The sequence below is a fragment of the Nitrosospira sp. Nsp11 genome (assembly GCF_900142705.1).
Classification (GTDB): domain Bacteria; phylum Pseudomonadota; class Gammaproteobacteria; order Burkholderiales; family Nitrosomonadaceae; genus Nitrosospira.
This window is the reverse complement of the sequence record NZ_FRBV01000018.1, coordinates 38656-54571: the sequence shown is the minus strand read 5'-3', so window position 1 is coordinate 54571 and position 15916 is coordinate 38656. Positions and strand designations below refer to the sequence as shown.

13 protein-coding genes, 1 tRNA gene, 1 other RNA gene and 5 pseudogenes are annotated in these 15916 nt (G+C 51.4%); 11 read left to right on the top strand and 9 right to left on the bottom strand.

Annotation, left to right across the window (positions count from 1 at the left end):
- Positions 1-396 (top strand): annotated as a pseudogene (locus tag BUA28_RS15990) (IS5/IS1182 family transposase); the annotation flags it as partial.
- A gap of 169 nt (positions 397-565) precedes the next feature.
- On the opposite strand, the gene BUA28_RS14390 reads toward BUA28_RS15990, so the two are convergent.
- The 4 genes and pseudogenes from BUA28_RS14390 to BUA28_RS14375 form a co-directional block, all read right to left on the bottom strand.
- Positions 566-1081 (bottom strand): IS630 family transposase, encoded by a 516-nt coding sequence (locus BUA28_RS14390; RefSeq protein WP_083570042.1) that lies wholly within the window; start codon positions 1079-1081, stop codon positions 566-568.
- Between the two features lie 46 nt (positions 1082-1127).
- A pseudogene (locus BUA28_RS16350) lies at positions 1128-1526 on the bottom strand (helix-turn-helix domain-containing protein); the annotation flags it as partial.
- A 115-nt stretch (positions 1527-1641) separates the two neighbouring features.
- On the bottom strand, positions 1642-2481 hold the full coding sequence (locus BUA28_RS14380; RefSeq protein ID WP_072768801.1) for a response regulator: 840 nt from the start codon (positions 2479-2481) through the stop codon (positions 1642-1644).
- Positions 2482-2786: 305 nt separating this feature from the next.
- Positions 2787-3725, bottom strand: a complete 939-nt coding sequence (locus BUA28_RS14375; protein ID WP_072768810.1) for a GGDEF domain-containing response regulator — start codon at positions 3723-3725, stop codon at positions 2787-2789.
- 443 nt (positions 3726-4168) lie between these two features.
- Here BUA28_RS14375 and BUA28_RS14370 point away from each other — a divergent pair.
- Positions 4169-4245, top strand: a tRNA-Met gene (locus tag BUA28_RS14370).
- 392 nt (positions 4246-4637) lie between these two features.
- On the opposite strand, the gene BUA28_RS16480 is transcribed toward BUA28_RS14370, so the two are convergent.
- The 4 genes and pseudogenes from BUA28_RS16480 to BUA28_RS14345 form a co-directional block, all read right to left on the bottom strand.
- On the bottom strand, positions 4638-4748 hold the full coding sequence (locus BUA28_RS16480; RefSeq protein ID WP_371915226.1) for an integrase core domain-containing protein: 111 nt from the start codon (positions 4746-4748) through the stop codon (positions 4638-4640).
- 49 nt (positions 4749-4797) lie between these two features.
- Positions 4798-5288 (bottom strand): annotated as a pseudogene (locus BUA28_RS15660) (transposase); the annotation flags it as partial.
- A 391-nt stretch (positions 5289-5679) separates the two neighbouring features.
- Positions 5680-6534 carry an ice-binding family protein gene (locus BUA28_RS14350; RefSeq protein WP_072768799.1) on the bottom strand — a complete coding sequence of 285 codons (855 nt, stop codon included), beginning with the start codon at positions 6532-6534 and terminating at the stop codon, positions 5680-5682.
- Positions 6535-6581: 47 nt separating this feature from the next.
- Positions 6582-6797: a hypothetical protein gene (locus tag BUA28_RS14345; protein WP_072768798.1), complete on the bottom strand. Its 216-nt coding sequence runs from the start codon at positions 6795-6797 to the stop codon at positions 6582-6584.
- Positions 6798-7075: 278 nt separating this feature from the next.
- Between BUA28_RS14345 and BUA28_RS16475 the strand changes: the two are divergent.
- A pseudogene (locus tag BUA28_RS16475) lies at positions 7076-7423 on the top strand (helix-turn-helix domain-containing protein); the annotation flags it as partial.
- A 33-nt stretch (positions 7424-7456) separates the two neighbouring features.
- Here BUA28_RS16475 and BUA28_RS16345 read toward each other — a convergent pair.
- Positions 7457-7621, bottom strand: coding sequence for a hypothetical protein (locus BUA28_RS16345; RefSeq protein WP_256325366.1), 165 nt, complete (start codon positions 7619-7621; stop codon positions 7457-7459).
- A gap of 1594 nt (positions 7622-9215) precedes the next feature.
- Between BUA28_RS16345 and BUA28_RS14335 the strand changes: the two are divergent.
- The 8 genes and pseudogenes from BUA28_RS14335 to rluB form a co-directional block, all read left to right on the top strand.
- Positions 9216-9713, top strand: a pseudogene (locus BUA28_RS14335) (transposase); the annotation flags it as partial.
- A 194-nt stretch (positions 9714-9907) separates the two neighbouring features.
- Positions 9908-10087 (top strand): PEP-CTERM sorting domain-containing protein, encoded by a 180-nt coding sequence (locus BUA28_RS16340; RefSeq protein WP_072768796.1) that lies wholly within the window; start codon positions 9908-9910, stop codon positions 10085-10087.
- Positions 10088-10721: 634 nt separating this feature from the next.
- Positions 10722-11540, top strand: a complete 819-nt coding sequence (locus tag BUA28_RS14325) for a methane monooxygenase/ammonia monooxygenase subunit C (RefSeq protein WP_072768795.1) — start codon at positions 10722-10724, stop codon at positions 11538-11540.
- A 343-nt stretch (positions 11541-11883) separates the two neighbouring features.
- An RNA gene (gene ffs, locus BUA28_RS14320) (signal recognition particle sRNA small type) lies at positions 11884-11982 on the top strand.
- Between the two features lie 126 nt (positions 11983-12108).
- Positions 12109-13734 carry a DNA polymerase III subunit gamma/tau gene (gene dnaX / locus BUA28_RS14315; protein ID WP_072768794.1) on the top strand — a complete coding sequence of 542 codons (1626 nt, stop codon included), beginning with the start codon at positions 12109-12111 and terminating at the stop codon, positions 13732-13734.
- Between the two features lie 14 nt (positions 13735-13748).
- Positions 13749-14072, top strand: a complete 324-nt coding sequence (locus BUA28_RS14310; RefSeq protein WP_176767844.1) for a YbaB/EbfC family nucleoid-associated protein — start codon at positions 13749-13751, stop codon at positions 14070-14072.
- Between the two features lie 108 nt (positions 14073-14180).
- Positions 14181-14777 carry a recombination mediator RecR gene (gene recR, locus BUA28_RS14305; protein WP_072768792.1) on the top strand — a complete coding sequence of 199 codons (597 nt, stop codon included), beginning with the start codon at positions 14181-14183 and terminating at the stop codon, positions 14775-14777.
- A 243-nt stretch (positions 14778-15020) separates the two neighbouring features.
- Positions 15021-15896 carry a 23S rRNA pseudouridine(2605) synthase RluB gene (rluB, locus tag BUA28_RS14300; protein WP_072768791.1) on the top strand — a complete coding sequence of 292 codons (876 nt, stop codon included), beginning with the start codon at positions 15021-15023 and terminating at the stop codon, positions 15894-15896.
- The last annotated feature ends 20 nt before the right edge of the window (positions 15897-15916 follow it).

Here is a 15916-nt window from a genome sequence, read left to right as displayed (position 1 = left end):
TCATTGGTGCAGACCCAGCGGCTGACGGGAATGATGCCGCGGGAAGCGTACGTGGACCGGGGCTATCGGGGCCACGGCATCGCCCTGGACGGGCTTAAGGTGTGGATCGCTGGTGCCAAACGGGGTGTCACCGCAGCCATCAGGAAGAAGCTCAAGCGCCGTAATGCCGTGGAGCCGGTGATTGGGCACATGAAAGCAGATGGGCGCCTGGGGAGAAACTTCCTCAAGGGCGCCCGAGGGGATGCCATGAACGCCTTGTTATGTGGCGCTGGGCACAACCTGCGCAAAATCCTGCGCCGGTTGGCGCTTTTGTACGCCCAAATCCTGGAATGCTTGCAATGCCTCGGACAAAAACAAAATGAAGAGAACCATCGATTAATGATGGAAGTTTGTTAAAGATGAGGTTTTTCAGGGACGACTAATTAAGAAACATAATGCCGCGCCATTTTCTTGTCCGCATCCCGCCGGGTAAATGACCATTCGATGCAACGGCATTCGGCGTTGCGGCGCTGCTGCCAAACATCGACTTCGGTGGGGAGCGTGGTTCGATCGGGCAGACGCCGATTCAGACACTGGCGATCCAGGATGCCGATTCGATTTCAGCCATGTTGAGCCAACTGGCGTGTTTCGGCGTGTAGTGGAATACGGCTCGACGCAACAGCGCGCGGGCTTCCTTGACGCCGAGCATCTCCTCGAAGCCCTTGCGGAAATGGGTATTGAGGTTGTCCAGCACCAAATGGACGCGCTTCGCCTTGGCATAGACCTGCTGGAGCAAGTACTGGACGAAGGTCACGAAGTCGGCTTTGGTGCGGCGATCGGTGACTTTGACGGTTCGCTGGCCACCCTTGGGCTCCACGGCCACAAACAGGTTGCACGTACCGGCACGCACGTATTCATAATCCAGCCGCACAGGTGTTCCGGGACGCATCGGCAAAGGCGCACGAGAATCCTTGAGCAACTGCTTGCTCTTCTCGTCCAGACAGACGACGGGTTCGCCCGGCCGCAACGGGTGAGCGTAGAGGTCGAGCAGATCGTACATGCGTTGCCGATACTCCTGCGTCAATGTGCCGACACACCACATCAGCTTGCGCCACGGCTTGATGCATTTTTTTTTTTAGCAACCGGCGGACGGTCTCGCGGCTGATGGGGCCAACCCCCGCCTGCGCTTGCGCGGCCTGCTCCAGCAATTCAAGCGTCCATCGCTTGGCGCCGGCCGGCGGTTGCGAGCAAGCCAGGGTGCAAATCCTGGCTTCGATGCCCATATCGTACCGTCGAGGTTTGCCGGGGCGTGGCAGGTCATGCAACGCATGCTCCGCGCCGCCTTCCAAGTATGCCGCCCGTATTCTCCAGATAGCGGTACGGCCCATGCCGAGAACCGCCATGATCTGGGCTTCCGGTATGCCCCTGTCCAGGGCGGACAGGACGTGTGCCCGATTGACTTCCCGGGCATGGTGTAAACCGCTCGCACGGTACGACTCAATCAATTCGCGATCCTTGTCGGTAAGATGCAATTCAGTCTGTCGCATGGCCAACTCCTCGTCACAGGATAAGTATGCGACAGCATAGCAAATGTTTCGTTAGTTATGTGTTGTAATACTAGCTACTGGTAAACCCGGGATTTATTCAGGGATCGGAACAAGGTTATGAATTTTGTTTTGACCGCATGCTGTCGGTAACATCTTTACCTATTCCGCGATAACCGGTGAAGCGGCCAGACGAGTCGAACATCGGTTCTCCGCTAACCATCAGATATTGTTTGGAGCCATCGGCTTTAGTGCGGCTGTAGACAAAATCGATAAAAGGCCGTCGTGCCGTGATATTTGCCTTGAATGCTGCATACTCGGATTCATTCCAGCGCGTTCCACTATCTTCCCTATGCTCACCCATCAGTTTATCAACCCCGATCCCGAGCATATCAAGGACGGGTCCATAAACCTTGGTAAAACGACCTTTCTCGTCTTGTTCCCAGTACCAGTCAGACGCCAGTTCGGTCAACCGGCGAAAGCGCGCTTCGCTCTCGCGTAGTTCCGCAGTTCGCTCCGCCACGGTTTGTTCCAGCTTTTTATTATAATTCTCGAGTTGCTTATATAACAGGCGTACTTCCAGCATGTTGTGGATACGTGTCTGGACTTCGACCAGATCGAATGGCTTGCTGACAAAATCTTTCGCACCGGCCTGAAGCGCTCGCAGCTTATGACCTGGCTGGGCAGTGATTACGAGTACTGGCAAATAGCCTTTCGGTTCAATTTGCTTCAGGGCTTCCAACACCTGAAAGCCATCCATGCCCGGCATTTGCAGATCGAGAAGAACCAGATCATAACGGTTCTGGCGATAGAGCCCGGACACCTCGCGTGGATTCATTGTCGAGGCAATACAGGTATAACGTGCGTCGCTCAGCATTTGCTCAAGCAGCCGGACATTAGCTTCCTGATCATCGACAATCAGGATTTTAGCGTTAAGAATGTCGGGAGTACTAATCATTTTCTGTTCCCTATTCACTGGCAATTAATCGATTTTTTTCGAATTTGCCTAAGATACTCCATCGTTCTGTAGATGGTAATGGTAAAAGCGACTATTTCTCCGTAACTGACTTTTGCCATCTCCGACCAGAAATGTCGGACCTACTAGCACGTCTGTCCGGGATAAACATCGGAGCGAAACGGGCACCGCGAACTCGATACCCATATTCCGCAATATTCTTTCCTGACAAATTTATATTGTTGACACGGAAATACTTTGCCAAACTCGAATCGAGCTCGCGAGTTTACGCGAAACAGAATTGGCCATCACATATATGCTCGCTCCGAAATTCGATAGGTATTCTTGTTTGCTTGCTTGGCATCCAGCAGAGCTGCGTCCGCATTTTTCAAAAGCGTATTGACATCTTTGCCATTGAACGGATAAAGACCGATACCCGCACTCGCTGTGACCCAAACATTATTCCCCTGAATATTATAAGGTTGTGACAGCACTTTGATAATTTTTTCCGCCGCAAGTGTTACACCATTGACGTTACTGACATGCGGCATTGCGATCACAAATTCATCACCGCCAAGTCGCGCTACGGTATCTTCCTGGCGCACAGCCGCCACCAGGCGTGCTGCGACCAATTTTAGAAGCAAATCGCCGACGTCGTGACCCAGGGTGTTATTGATCTGCCTGAAGCCATCCAGATCCAGATATATAACCGCCATGATGCTGTCGTATCTTTTTGCGTGGATAATTGCCTGGGAGACTCTTTCCACCAGAAGCCGCCTGTTGGAAAGCCCAGTCAAAGGGTCATGCAGTGCCATGAATTCCTGGGTTTTAGCATAACTGCGCGACCGCTGATGCAACAAACGCACTTCCAGCAGATTGTGAACCCGGGCAAGCACCTCGGCCATATCAAACGGTTTACTGACGAAATCTTTTGCCCCGGATTGGAGGGCGCGGAGCTTACAGTCAGGATTAGCGGTAATGACCAGTACGGAGAGGTATCCGTCCGCTTCGATCTCCTTCAAGGCTTCCAGCACCTGAAATCCGTCCATGCCAGGCATTTTGAGATCAAGCAAAATCAGATCATAATGATTCTGCCGATGCAATTCATAAACCTTATAGGGATCCATCGTCGAACTGATGGAAGTGTAGTTTGCAGTGTTTAACACGCTTTCCAGGAGATGGACATTTGATTCCTGGTCGTCAACGATCAGGATTTTTGCGTTATGAATGTCGGTTTCAGTGATCATATTGCTTGAATATTCAATTGGCCGACTATCCTTGTAACCTAGCTGATTGATGGCGAGTTTGAGCAATGGCAAATTCTCAGGCCTTAAACCGCAAATTTTGCTGCTACTTTGCGTCGATATCTGTGCGCTAACTCTCATAAGAAACATGAAATGGTTCATTTCGGAAAATATCGGCTTGCAGCGGGAATTCAGGGAGAAATAGCGCGCAATATAATACTGACGCGGTGCTCCGTGTTGGGCTTGAGGGTTGCTGTAATTCGAACGGCCATATTTGGACATTTTTTTACCCTTAACGACATATAGGCCAAGCTTTAGTAGCTTAAGTCAAGAAAAGAAAACTTTTTCGTAAAACCAGACTATCTATGGCAGTTCCCAGTCCAAGTTTACGGAGCAATAAGATTTGACCTTGCCATGGGTAGGTTGATATAATCGTATTCCTCTGACGCGGGGTGGAGCAGTCTGGCAGCTCGTCGGGCTCATAACCCGAAGGTCGTAGGTTCAAATCCTGCCCCCGCAACCAAAATCAAAGCGTTTAGCCCCAACCCCAAGCTGGGGCTTTGTGCTGTATGGCTCCTATGTGTGGAGCGATGCAGACTTCTCTGCTCAATCACTCATTGAGCAATCGCCAGAAAAGACAAACCCCGCGTATGGCGGGGCGTCGCGCCTTCTCCTAAGTTTCGGTTAAACAACCCTTTTCACGGCATCCCCTAAGGAAATCGGCTGCAAAAGTATCTGGCCGGTTCATATTTCGCCGCTTTTTCGGTCGATAGAAAATTATTGTATTGGCGTTTCTCAAAAATCTGTCCTTACCCAGTTCGCTAATTCCCGTGCGGCTTAAGCAGGTATTTTGAGAAGTGGTCTCAATTGTTTGAACAACAACCTGAACATTTTAAGTGGAATCTCTGCTGGTTCTCACGCTGCCAGTTCAACCGTCGGCAGCATCGCGGCATAAGCCTCATCAGGCGTTTTCTTGCCCAGGCTCGAATGTGGCCTGGATCGGTTGTACCAGTCCATGTATTGCATAATGGATACTCTGGCTTCAGCGATCGAGTCATAGGCATGCAAGTACACCCGCTCGTAGTTGGTCGCGCAGCATGCGCGCGCCCATGAACGGATGTTCCAGGTGCAATTCGTCAATGCGGCGCATGAGCGCCAGATCCGTGGCGCTGACTGGTTTGGGCAGATAATACACGCTGCCCCGGTTGATGCCGGCCAACTGGACCTGACGGCTGATCGGAAGTGCGTGGTGGACGTCAATCATCGCCTTGCGCTCAGCAATCCCACCTTGGTGAGCGCACCTTCTAAAAAATCATTCTCCAATGTCAGTTGCCCAATCTTGGCGTGCAACACCTTCAAATCAACCGGTGGCTCCGCCGCAGTGCTTCCTCCGCCAAACACGTCGACGGCCCGTTCGCCCAGTTGCCGTTTCCACTCGGTAATCTGGTTGGGGTGAACTTCAAACCGCTGCGCCAGTTCGGCCAGCGTCTTGTCACCAGCCAGCGCTGCCAGTGCCACTTTGGCTTTGAACGCCGCTGAGTGCGTCCGTCTTGCTCTTTTTGCCATTTCTCTGCTCCATATCAAAGTCCCGCAGGGACCATCAAAAGGTAGCAGATTTTCCACTTATGGGTTTGTTCAAATTCTTGGGGCCACTTCTGGTAGATAAGGGATGGACTTTCGCGCGCGAAAATTGCGCCATGATTAAATTTTATCCTTATGGTGGCACGCTCCCTTGGCTATGCAACCGCACTAAAAGGACGATTACCCCCTCATTGGTACGGAAAAATTAAACGGCGTCGATCGCGAGGACGTGGCTGCGCCACGTCCTTACACATATCGCTGATCGTCCGATATCTTCAGTTCTGCCGTTCAGTCATTTCCTCCATTTATTCGATGCATTGAACGGCTCGTCAAGGACGGTGTTTGGTCGACGCTTACGGTCATTGGACTGTTTATCTCAACCGTGCCAACGTCGACTAAATCTGAGTCCTACAAGTCCGAGGCCCAGCAATGCCAGTGTGGCTGGCTCGGGAACGGTCTGACCACCACCGCCGCTGCCGCCGGAATCGCTGAAGCCGACACTGCCGAAGTCATTGCGCCCGCTGCCTATGTCGCCGCCGCCCGTGCAGTCGTTGGAGATGGTGTTGGTGTCCATTGTCACCGCAGCATGTAGCGCGATGGCCCTACCGCACAGAATCTTTGCGGTGGTATTCAGGGTGATGCTCTGATCCGCGAGAATGTTTCCTGCGAAGAGCGTGCTGGTACCCAGAGTCGCGGAGCTGCCGACTTGCCAAAATACGCCGTTATTTGCACCGCCATTGAGCACGTTGACAACCGAGTTGCTTGCGGTCGTGAGCGCGCTTCCTATCTCAAAAACGAAGAGTGCATTGGGATCGTTTTGGGCGTCTAGATTGAGCGTTCCCGTCAATTGAGCCGACGACGAAAAGAAATAGACGCCGGGAGTGAGCGTGAGTCCACCCAGATCCTGACCCGTTAGGTCGCTAGTGACCGCCTGAGCTGCAAGAGTATTGTACGCACTGAGGGCATCAGCCTGAGCTTGCTGCGCGACCGCATCAGTTTGGTGTACCGTTCCTGTGAGGGTGATGCTCCCCAGGCCCGTGATTGAAGTGCCTGGGTAGACACCCAGATCTCCCCAGATGGTGGTCGGACCGGTATTGGTCACCGTCGAGGCGCCCAGTACCGCGAAACTTTGCGCCGAACCCAAAAATGGCGTCGCCAATGCTGGGGAGGCGCCGTAAAGCGCTACGATCATAGTCAATGACAGTCTCGACAAGTATTTTGGTATTTTCATCACATACCTCCTAAATTGTTATTCGTTATATAAAAGGTTGTACACAATTAGACCGACACCCCAACAAGTGACGTGTGTTTGTTTGCATCAGGGCCGAACATCAGCCCTAGATAGCCGGCGTTATCTCCTTGGCTCTCTATCATAAGTTCCGTCAGCAATTGAGCCTGGGTAAGGGGTGTTGCCGCCTTCGCCGCTGGTGTGGCCGCCGTGAAAACTAGCATGGCCAATGTGCAATAGAAGGTCTTGTGTGTGATAGCAGACATATTTCTTTCCTCCAGCCCGATAAGGTTAATAGCTCCTGAGAGGAATCGAGCGAAGTCCACTTAGAAGTCTGAAACTGAGACTTAGGGGTCCAAAACTGGGGCCTGGGAACCCGAAGCCTGATAAAACTACGGGGCGCGGCTAGCAGTTTATTAATAATTTTTAGATCCTGATATATTTCAAGCAATCACCATGCCCCAATTGCTGCAATGTTTCTTGCGACATAATCATCGCCGCATGCACCGAACTCCGCAGCTAATCATCGACGTAGGTTGACGCCTTGCAAAAACTCAGTCTCCCCAACGCAAACTGGATTCGGGAGCTGATTCGTGCCTCAGTTAAAACTTCCTGTGAGCCGCATTTTCTACACCGTTTGCACTGCGTATTGCTGGTCGCTGAGAATCGCAGTTGCTACGAGGTTGCACAGTGGTTTGGCGAGAATCCGCGCACGATCCAACGCTGGGTGCATGCCTTCTCTAACTATGGCATGGAGGGATTACGTGATCACCATTCGGGTGGACGCCGCACTAGGCTGGCCGACGAGCAGATGCAAGGCCTTGTGCTCGACTTGCAAAGGCCACCATGCTTGCTCGGATATCCGGAACGAGAATGGAGTGGAAAGCTTCTGACACAACACCTGGAAAGCTACTATGGAATAAGATTAAGCGTGCGCCAGTGCCAGCGGATCATCCACGGGTTGCCATGTCCAATATACCGGAGGACAGATCAGCCATGCGACAATGGATTTGACGCTGGCTAACGAGGTGAGCGTCCGTTTCGTCGACTCTTGGGTTTGCGGCGTGCAGAGTGTAAAAATTCCTGACATTTCTCTGCTCTTAAGCTCGGGAAAATGGTCCTCAAGGTTGGTGCTTAGTTTAATAGGCCCATTGGGAGCGAAGCTACAATCTGACGCCAGCCTCGCCTCGCGGCGGATCCGCACCTGCCAGTGGTGACACCTATCGTGTTTCTCAAAGGCGAGCGCTTGCCGAATTGCTGGATAGCAAGGTTAACGAGCTAATGCGGGCAGGAGTCGCCGACGACCTTATGCTGCTGTCCCATATGGCCCCCGATATGCCTTTGTTGAGATTAATGGATCTTTCCGATGGGGACGGAATGAACGATCTCTGTGAGGTGCTACGCTAATCATGTCATCACCTTCCGGTCGCAAGTTCCTATATGTCGTCAGATTGTAGCTTCGCTCCCAATGGGCCTAGATGGGGGTAAGCCCGAACCTGCGGAATTTTCAATGTTATATTAAATCAATATGTTATTGAAATTCTAATTTAGCTAAAATTGATTCAAGATCGATTAGGTTAAAGTTATTCTGAAAATTTTAATAGCATAAATATCAATTGATTAAATTTACATGCAAGAAAGATTCGTCCTAATTTTCCCTGTTTCTACCGGCATCAGAAAAATTCCGAGGGTTCGGGCGTCCAATATACCGGAGGACAGATCAGCCATGCGACAATGGATTTGACGCTGGCTAACGAGGTGAGCGTCCGTTTCGTCGACTCTTGGGTTTGCGGCGTGCAGAGTGTAAAAATTCCTGACATTTCTCTGCTCTTAAGCTCGGGAAAATGGTCCTCAAGGTTGGTGCTTAGTTTAATAGGCCCATTGGGATCGAAGCTACAATCTGACGCCAGCCTCGCCTCGCGGCGGATCCGCACCTGCCAGTGATGACACCTATCGTGTTTCTCAAAGGCGAGCGCTTGCCGAATTGCTGGATAGCAAGGTTAACGAGCTAATGCGGGCAGGAGTCGCCGACGACTTTATGCTGCTGTCCCATATGGCACCCGATATGCCTTTGTTGAGATTAATGGATCTTTCCGATGGGGACGGAATGAACGATCTCTGTGAGGTGCTACGCTAATCATGTCATCACCTTCCGGTCGCGGGTTCCTATATGTCGTCAGATTGTAGCTTCGCTCCCAATGGGCCTAGATGGGGGTAAGCCCAAACCTGCGGAATTTTCAATGTTATATTAAATCAATATGTTATTGAAATTCTATATTAGCTAAAATTGATCCAAGATCGATTAGGTTAAAGTTATTCTGAAAATTTAATAGCATAAATATCAATTGATTAAATTTACATGCAAGAAAGATTCGTCCTAATTTTCCCTGTTTCTACCGGCATTAGAAAAATTCCGAGGGTTCGGGCGTACAACCCCTGTAGGCGAAGTCTGGGGCGTGGGACGACGTATCGGCCTGCAGCTGCATGCTGTCGGCATCACAACCGTGCAGCTATTGCGTGATGCCTCGCCTTCCTGGCTGCGCGCGAAGTTTGGTATTCCGCCTTTCGATCGGCCGGCACGGAAAACCTTAAAAAGGCAGCCTAGCCTCCCCCCCCGTTTTGCATGCTCTCCTGGACCCAAGCCAAACCCTATGGCAAGATAAAGCATCGCGGTACTCAGCGGCAGCCTGCTGGAAGGGCTGGCTGGCCAACGCAACGCCCTGGCCTTGCTGCAAACCCTGCCTGGCGTCGATCTGATCGGCGCGGCCATGCTACTGGTTGAAATCGGCAGCGATATGGATGCCTTCGGGAGCGCTGATCGACTCGCGTCCTGGGTCGGCATCTGTCCGGGCAACAACGAGTCGGCGGGGAAGTGTAAATCAGGTCGTGTCCGCAAAGGCAATCTCTATGTCCGACGGCTTCTTTGCGAATTCGCGCATGCCGCCAGCCGCACCACGTCTGTCTTCAAGTCAAAGTTCCAGGCGCTGATCGTGCGACGTGGCCACAAACGCTCGATCGTCGCCTTGGCACACAAAATATTGCGCACCATCTTCTTCATGCTCAAGCGGAACCAACACTACCGGGATTCGGCCACTGACTATGAAGCGCTTTCAGTACAACGTAATGCCCCTCGCTGGATCAAGGCACTGACGAAATTCGGCTTTATCTCCACCGTCGCCTGATTCGCCTGCACAAAAAATCGACGGCCTTCAGTGGTCAGGCATGCGCTCGTCTTGCGGGTGGTTTCTTTCACGTTAACCAGGGTAATGGCGTTGTATTTACTGCCCATAATCAGTCAACGTTTGGTGACTTTACGCTCGATGGCTCAAGTGGTCCCCGTAACCTTAACTTTACCGGAAATTTAGCGGCTGGCGGTGTGGCCGACGCGACCTTTAACCTGAGCCCGTTCGATCCCGGCGCCGGTAACACCTCCACCTTTACTTTGACACAAGTGCCGAGCGTTCCGGAACCGGAGACTTATGCCATGCTGGTAGCAGGGCTGTTGTTGATGGGTGGTATGGTAAAGCGTAGAAACAATAATAAGCTGCAAGGCTAGCTGATTGATATCAGGTAAGTCGCATGGACAAACCCCGCCCCGCCTGATCGGCGGGGTTTGTTTTTGGTGCCGGTTTTTCGGAAAATATGAGCTATATGGGCAGGAATGCTTTCTTATAGTTCCAGCTCAACAAGACTCGCCGGGACCCAAGCCGATTGTTCGTTTATCCCCATCAGTGCAATTATCGTAATAAGCGCAAGGCTGGAGTAAATACCCTCGACGTGATTAGGGGGAACTAAACTGTAGAGGCTGAGTCGAACAAGGACTAGTAGATCCTTTGGGAAACAGGAAGTTCTTGATTGTTTGAAACAGGAGTTTGCGAATGCTTACATTATCGTTTGAAATCGTTGCTTTATCGAAGAAAGCGGATTATTCGATCGTTATAAGCAGCACGCTGCGAACTATCGAGAACTAAATTTGTCTAATTTGGACTGGTAGTTTAAACATTTTTTTTAAAGGAACTTGCAATGGTGACGATGGCATCAAGCGAAACCTTGGTCGCTGCGGAAAATACCTTGGAACCATATTGAAATTTATTCAGTCCAAGCAAAACTGGTAGTTTTTGTTTTTAATTTGGGCTCCCCACGTTTCTGGTCTGGAAATTCTTAATTAACTTACAAAATAGGAGTTGGTAATGTCTACAACTACGCCAGAAAAATTAGCTACACATCAAACAAAGGTGAGCAGTGCTCGCTACGATATGTCTGAGTGGTACGACTCCAAGTATTACAAAATGGGCCTTTTGCCTATACTGGGGATTGCCATTTTCTGGGTCTGGTTCCAACGCACTTATGCCTACTCGCATGGGATGGACTCGATGGAACCGGAGTTCGAGCAAATCTGGATGGGACTATGGCGTTTTCAAATGATGCTGTGGCCGGTCGTAGCGCTTGTTGTCTGGGGTTGGATATGGAAGACGCGTGATAGCGAGGCGCAATTGGCCAGCCTAACGGTGAAACAGGAAATCAAGCGCTATTTTTATTTCCTCATGTGGCTCGGCGTATATCTGTTCGCTGTTTATTTCGGGTCAAGTTTCTTCACCGAGCAAGACGCATCATGGCATCAGGTGATCATTCGCGATACGAGCTTCACACCCAGCCATATCCCGCTTTTTTATGGCTCATTTCCGATGTACATCATCATGGGGATAGCGACTTACCTGTACGCAAAAACGCGGTTGCCTCTCTACAACAAGGGAACTTCGTTTCCTTTGGTAATGGCCATCAGCGGACCGGTGATGAGTCTGCCGAACGTGGGTCTTAACGAGTGGGGCCATGCCTTCTGGTTCATGGAAGAACTTTTCAGCGCGCCGTTGCATTGGGGTTTCGTAGTCTTGGCATGGGCAGCGCTGTTTGCAGGTGGCCTTGCCGTGCAAATCATCGCACGCTTCTCCAACCTTCTGGATGTACAATGGAATAATCAAAGTAGATCCATTCTGGATAACGTTGTCTAAATCTGTACTGTAACTTTACCGCTCCGCCCTCTGCGTTTCGTTGAGGGCGGAGCTCGTTGCGCGGTATAGCCCGCAGATGCGGTGCTGTCAGTCTCATCAAATTCATGCTAGGCCGAGTCCTGACCGCATATTCCTACAATGCAATGGTGGGAAAAGTTTTTCCGATCAGTTCTGTCCGACTCATTACCGACGTAGAATTGTCTGTCTGAATATTAATTCCCATCGGAACGTAGGCTTAGCCGGTCACTGTGCCGGTAGACGCAAGACGTAACTCAGTGCACAATAGTACAATTGATGGATGTGCAGCGTCGTTATCCTCATTATTTGAATTTCAGCTTTATATGGCGGGCCTCCCCGCATTGCATAGTAGTGAATCTGGTCAGGTCCGGAAGGAAGCAGCCACAGCTATTTTCTGCAAGTGCCGGGGGTTAGGCTCGCCACCCTTTTTTGTTTGCACAGGTGGAGGGAACCACGTCATTGCCGGTTCCCTCCACCCTGCTGTAAACAGAACAAATCCCAGATTCTTTCCGATCTATAATCCAGCCTAAAATAGTCATCTCTCGATATCATGTCCCAGACCCAGGTTCTTGCCCGTAAATGGCGACCGAAGAGCTTTTCCGAGCTGACCGGGCAGGATCACGTAGTTAGGGCGCTTACCAACGCGCTTGAGCAAAAACGGTTGCATCATGCCTATCTATTTACAGGAACCCGTGGTATCGGCAAGACCACTATCGCGCGTATTTTAGCCAAGGCTCTCAACTGCCAGACAGGTGTCTCCTCGACGCCTTGCGGCGTGTGTTCCGCTTGCACCGAGATTGATGGCGGGCGCTTCATCGATTTGATTGAAATGGACGCGGCCTCCAATACGCAAGTCGAAAAGATGCGCGAACTGCTGGAGAACGCACTTTACGCCCCTACGGTGGCTCGCTACAAGGTTTACATTATTGACGAAGTACACATGCTCTCCAAATCGGCTTTCAATGCCATGCTAAAGACGCTGGAAGAGCCGCCGGAGCACGTCAAGTTCATACTTGCCACTACCGACCCCCAGAAGATTCCTGTAACGGTTCTGTCTCGTTGCCTGCAATTCAACCTGAAGCAAATTCCGGTGCAGCTAATTGCTGCGCATCTCAAGCATGTGCTTGAGCAGGAGCATATAAGCTGCGATGAAACGTCGTTACAATTGCTTGCACGCTCGGCGCAGGGCAGCATGCGCGATGCCTTGAGCATACTGGATCAGGCGATTGCTTTTGGCGAGGGGAAGATCGAAGAAGCCGGAATGCGCGACATGCTTGGCGCGATTGACCAGAGCTATCTTTACGACTTGCTGGATGCCTTGTCGCAAAAAGACGGGGCGAAGATGCTGGCGATAGCCGATGCGATGGAAAACCGCAGCCTGTCGCTTGACGCTGCGCTGCAGGATATGGCAACGCTGCTGCACCGTGTTGCGCTGGCGCAAGTCGTGCCGTCGGCTATCGGCGAGGATGCGCCGGAGCGAGAACAGATTTTCGCACTGGCCAAAGTCTTTTTGCCGGAAGATATTCAATTGTTTTATCAGATTGCCATAAATGGTCGCGACGACCTGAGCCGGGCGCCGGATGAGTATGCCGGCTTCACTATGACGCTGATGCGAATGCTGGCTTTCATACCCGACGATATGACGGCGGCTTCAACGGGAGGCCAGGACAAAACTGCAGCCGAGGCTGCGGCAAGAGGCCCAAGCAGCCGCACTAATTTGGAAATTAAACGCCCATCGTTGTCAGTTACAATCGAAACAACGGTTAAGCCGGATTTTGACATAAACTTAAGCTCGTTCAGCGACGGCTGGAGAGTGATGGTAAATCAGTTAAAGCTGAGCGGCTTGGCCAAAATGCTGGCTCAGCACTGCGAAGTGAAGAATGTCTTGCCGAACGAAATCGAATTCTGCGTGCCCGAGACGCATAAGCACCTGCTTGATAAGGCTTACCAGGAAAGGATGCAAACTGCTTTGAGGGAGCATTTGGGAAAGCCGGTTCGGCTGAAGTTTTCCATTGGAATTATCACTGGTTTAACACCTGCGGAACTTGGTAGTCGTGAAAAGCAGGAGAAGCACTCGCAGGCCGTTGCAGCTATCGAATCCGACCTGTTTGTACGAGAACTGGTGGAGCATTTCGATGCAAAACTGATCGTTTCTTCGATCAAACCTATTCAATAGCGGAGGTAAAAATGATGAAAGGCGGCTTGGGCAATCTGATGAAACAGGCTCAGCAGATGCAGGAGAACATGAAAAATATGCAGGAAAAATTGGCTTCGATAGAAGTCGAAGGCCAATCCGGAGCGGGCATGGTCAAGGTGGTAATGACCTGTCGTTATGATGTAAAGCGCGTCAGTATCGACAGCAGCCTCATCGGTGACGATAAGGATATGCTAGAAGACCTGATTGCTGCTGCGGTAAACGACGCTGTGCGACGAGTGGAAGCTACCACTCAGGAAAAAATGGCCGGCTTCACCTCCGGGCTGCCGCTGCCGCCGGGAATGAAGCTGCCATTTTAGCTGTACATGAAAAATATGTGACTGTGACTAATGGATTGATATTCGTCATGTCGACTTACTTCAGTAGATTCTATGTTCGTTTCAGTGCTTTTTTATCACGTTTTTTAAGTGAAAACGCCAACCAGCCTCGAGGATCTGATCGACGCCTTGCGCTGTCTTCCTGGGGTAGGCCCCCGGTCAGCACAGCGAATGGCGTATCACTTGTTGCAACGCGATCATGAGGGCGCACGGCGCCTCGCCAGTTCGCTCGATTATGCGCTGCAACATATCAGGCATTGTGAGAAATGCAATAACTTCACAGAAGAAGTGATATGCGAATTATGCCTTTCTCAACGGCGCGACGCCGCATTGCTATGCGTGGTCGAAATGCCAGCCGATCTGCTGATGATGGAGCAGGCGCACTGCTACAAAGGCCTGTATTTCGTACTGATGGGAAGACTTTCGCCATTGGATGGCATCGGCCCCAAGGAAATTCATCTTGATCGTCTGCTGAGGCGGACTCAGGATGGCGTAGTGCGGGAAGTAATGCTCGCCACCAATTTCACTGTGGAAGGGGAGGCGACCGCTCATTACATTAGCGAACTGCTGCATAACAAAGATCTGAAGGTCACGCGTATTGCACGCGGGTTGCCGGTTGGCGGCGAACTGGAACACGTGGATAGCGGTACGCTGGCGCAAGCGGTGATTGAGCGTAGAGAGATCTAGTTCCGGCAAGAAAACATCCAGGATCGTTATTTCAGGTTTGACCTGGTCCGAGCAGGTAAGGGCGCATTATCAGTTAATGGTTTGTGCCGAAATGCCGTTTCACCGATCTGTTCCGCTGCTGTCAGCATAATCGTAAGGCTATAAAGTAAAGTGAAGTAATGGAATGACGTTCTCTACCCCAGATGGCATCCAAGTGCCGAAGTGTAAGTCGTGATAAACCACAAACAGAAAGTTGAGACCAAGATGACAGCCAGGTTGCCGAAGCCGCCAAAATCGTCCAGGCTGTCGAGATCGCTGGCGCACAGTCCGCTCAGGCCGGCAAAGAAAAAAATAGCTGCGACGGTAGCGGGAGTTGAACCGATTTCTGCCTCGGCACCGCCCATCACGCAAAAACTGCATAAGTTGCTGGCGCAGGCAGGGTTGGGATCAAGGCGTGAAATGGAGGAGTTGATCGCTGCCGGGCACACCACCATCAATGGAAAGGTCGCAACTATCGGCGACCGCGCGGGACCTGAGGATATTGTTCGTGTGGGCAAGCGCGTGATTCATCTCAAGTCCCGTGAACGGTTGCCCCGAGTCATGCTTTATCACAAGCCGGAAGGGGAGATAGTCAGTCGCGACGATCCACAAGGCCGTCCATCAGTCTTCGAAAAACTGCCGCAAATGCGGTCTTCCAAATGGATAGCCATTGGCAGGCTGGATTACAACACCAGCGGGCTGCTGATCTTTACGACAGATGGCGAATTGGCTAATCGTTTGATGCATCCGCGCTTTGAAGTCGAGCGCGAGTATGCGGTGCGGATCATGGGGCGCCTGACGCCTGAAGTAACGGAACTGTTGACCACCGGCGTGGAGCTGGAAGATGGTCTGGCAAAATTCGAACATTTATCCGATCAAGGCGGAGAGGGTTCCAACCACTGGTATCGCGTGATATTGAAAGAAGGCAGGAATCGCGAAGTGCGCCGCATGTTCGAGAAAGTGGGAATGACAGTGAGCCGCCTGATGCGCGTGCGTTTTGGCCCAATTAATCTGCCGCCGCGCCTGAAACGAGGAAAATGGATCGAGCTGGATGAGGTGGAGATAAAGCGTCTGCTGGAGCTGGTGGCTATGAGCCAATAAGGAAACAGCACCTCACCTCA

Bases quoted from the DNA above. Each gene is read 5' to 3' on its own strand.
- BUA28_RS14325 (WP_072768795.1), top strand. From the start codon at position 10,722: ATGTCTACAACTACGCCAGAAAAATTAGCTACACATCAAACAAAGGTG.
- BUA28_RS14380 (WP_072768801.1), bottom strand. From the start codon at position 2,481: ATGATTAGTACTCCCGACATTCTTAACGCTAAAATCCTGATTGTCGAT.
- BUA28_RS14375 (WP_072768810.1), bottom strand. From the start codon at position 3,725: ATGATCACTGAAACCGACATTCATAACGCAAAAATCCTGATCGTTGAC.
- BUA28_RS14350 (WP_072768799.1), bottom strand. From the start codon at position 6,534: ATGAAAATACCAAAATACTTGTCGAGACTGTCATTGACTATGATCGTA.
- BUA28_RS14310 (WP_176767844.1), top strand. From the start codon at position 13,749: ATGAAAGGCGGCTTGGGCAATCTGATGAAACAGGCTCAGCAGATGCAG.
- dnaX (WP_072768794.1), top strand. From the start codon at position 12,109: ATGTCCCAGACCCAGGTTCTTGCCCGTAAATGGCGACCGAAGAGCTTT.
- BUA28_RS16480 (WP_371915226.1), bottom strand. From the start codon at position 4,748: ATGCAATACATGGACTGGTACAACCGATCCAGGCCACATTCGAGCCTG.
- BUA28_RS16345 (WP_256325366.1), bottom strand. From the start codon at position 7,621: ATGTCAGGAATTTTTACACTCTGCACGCCGCAAACCCAAGAGTCGACG.
- BUA28_RS14345 (WP_072768798.1), bottom strand. From the start codon at position 6,797: ATGTCTGCTATCACACACAAGACCTTCTATTGCACATTGGCCATGCTA.
- BUA28_RS14390 (WP_083570042.1), bottom strand. From the start codon at position 1,081: ATGTGGTGTGTCGGCACATTGACGCAGGAGTATCGGCAACGCATGTAC.
- rluB (WP_072768791.1), top strand. From the start codon at position 15,021: ATGACAGCCAGGTTGCCGAAGCCGCCAAAATCGTCCAGGCTGTCGAGA.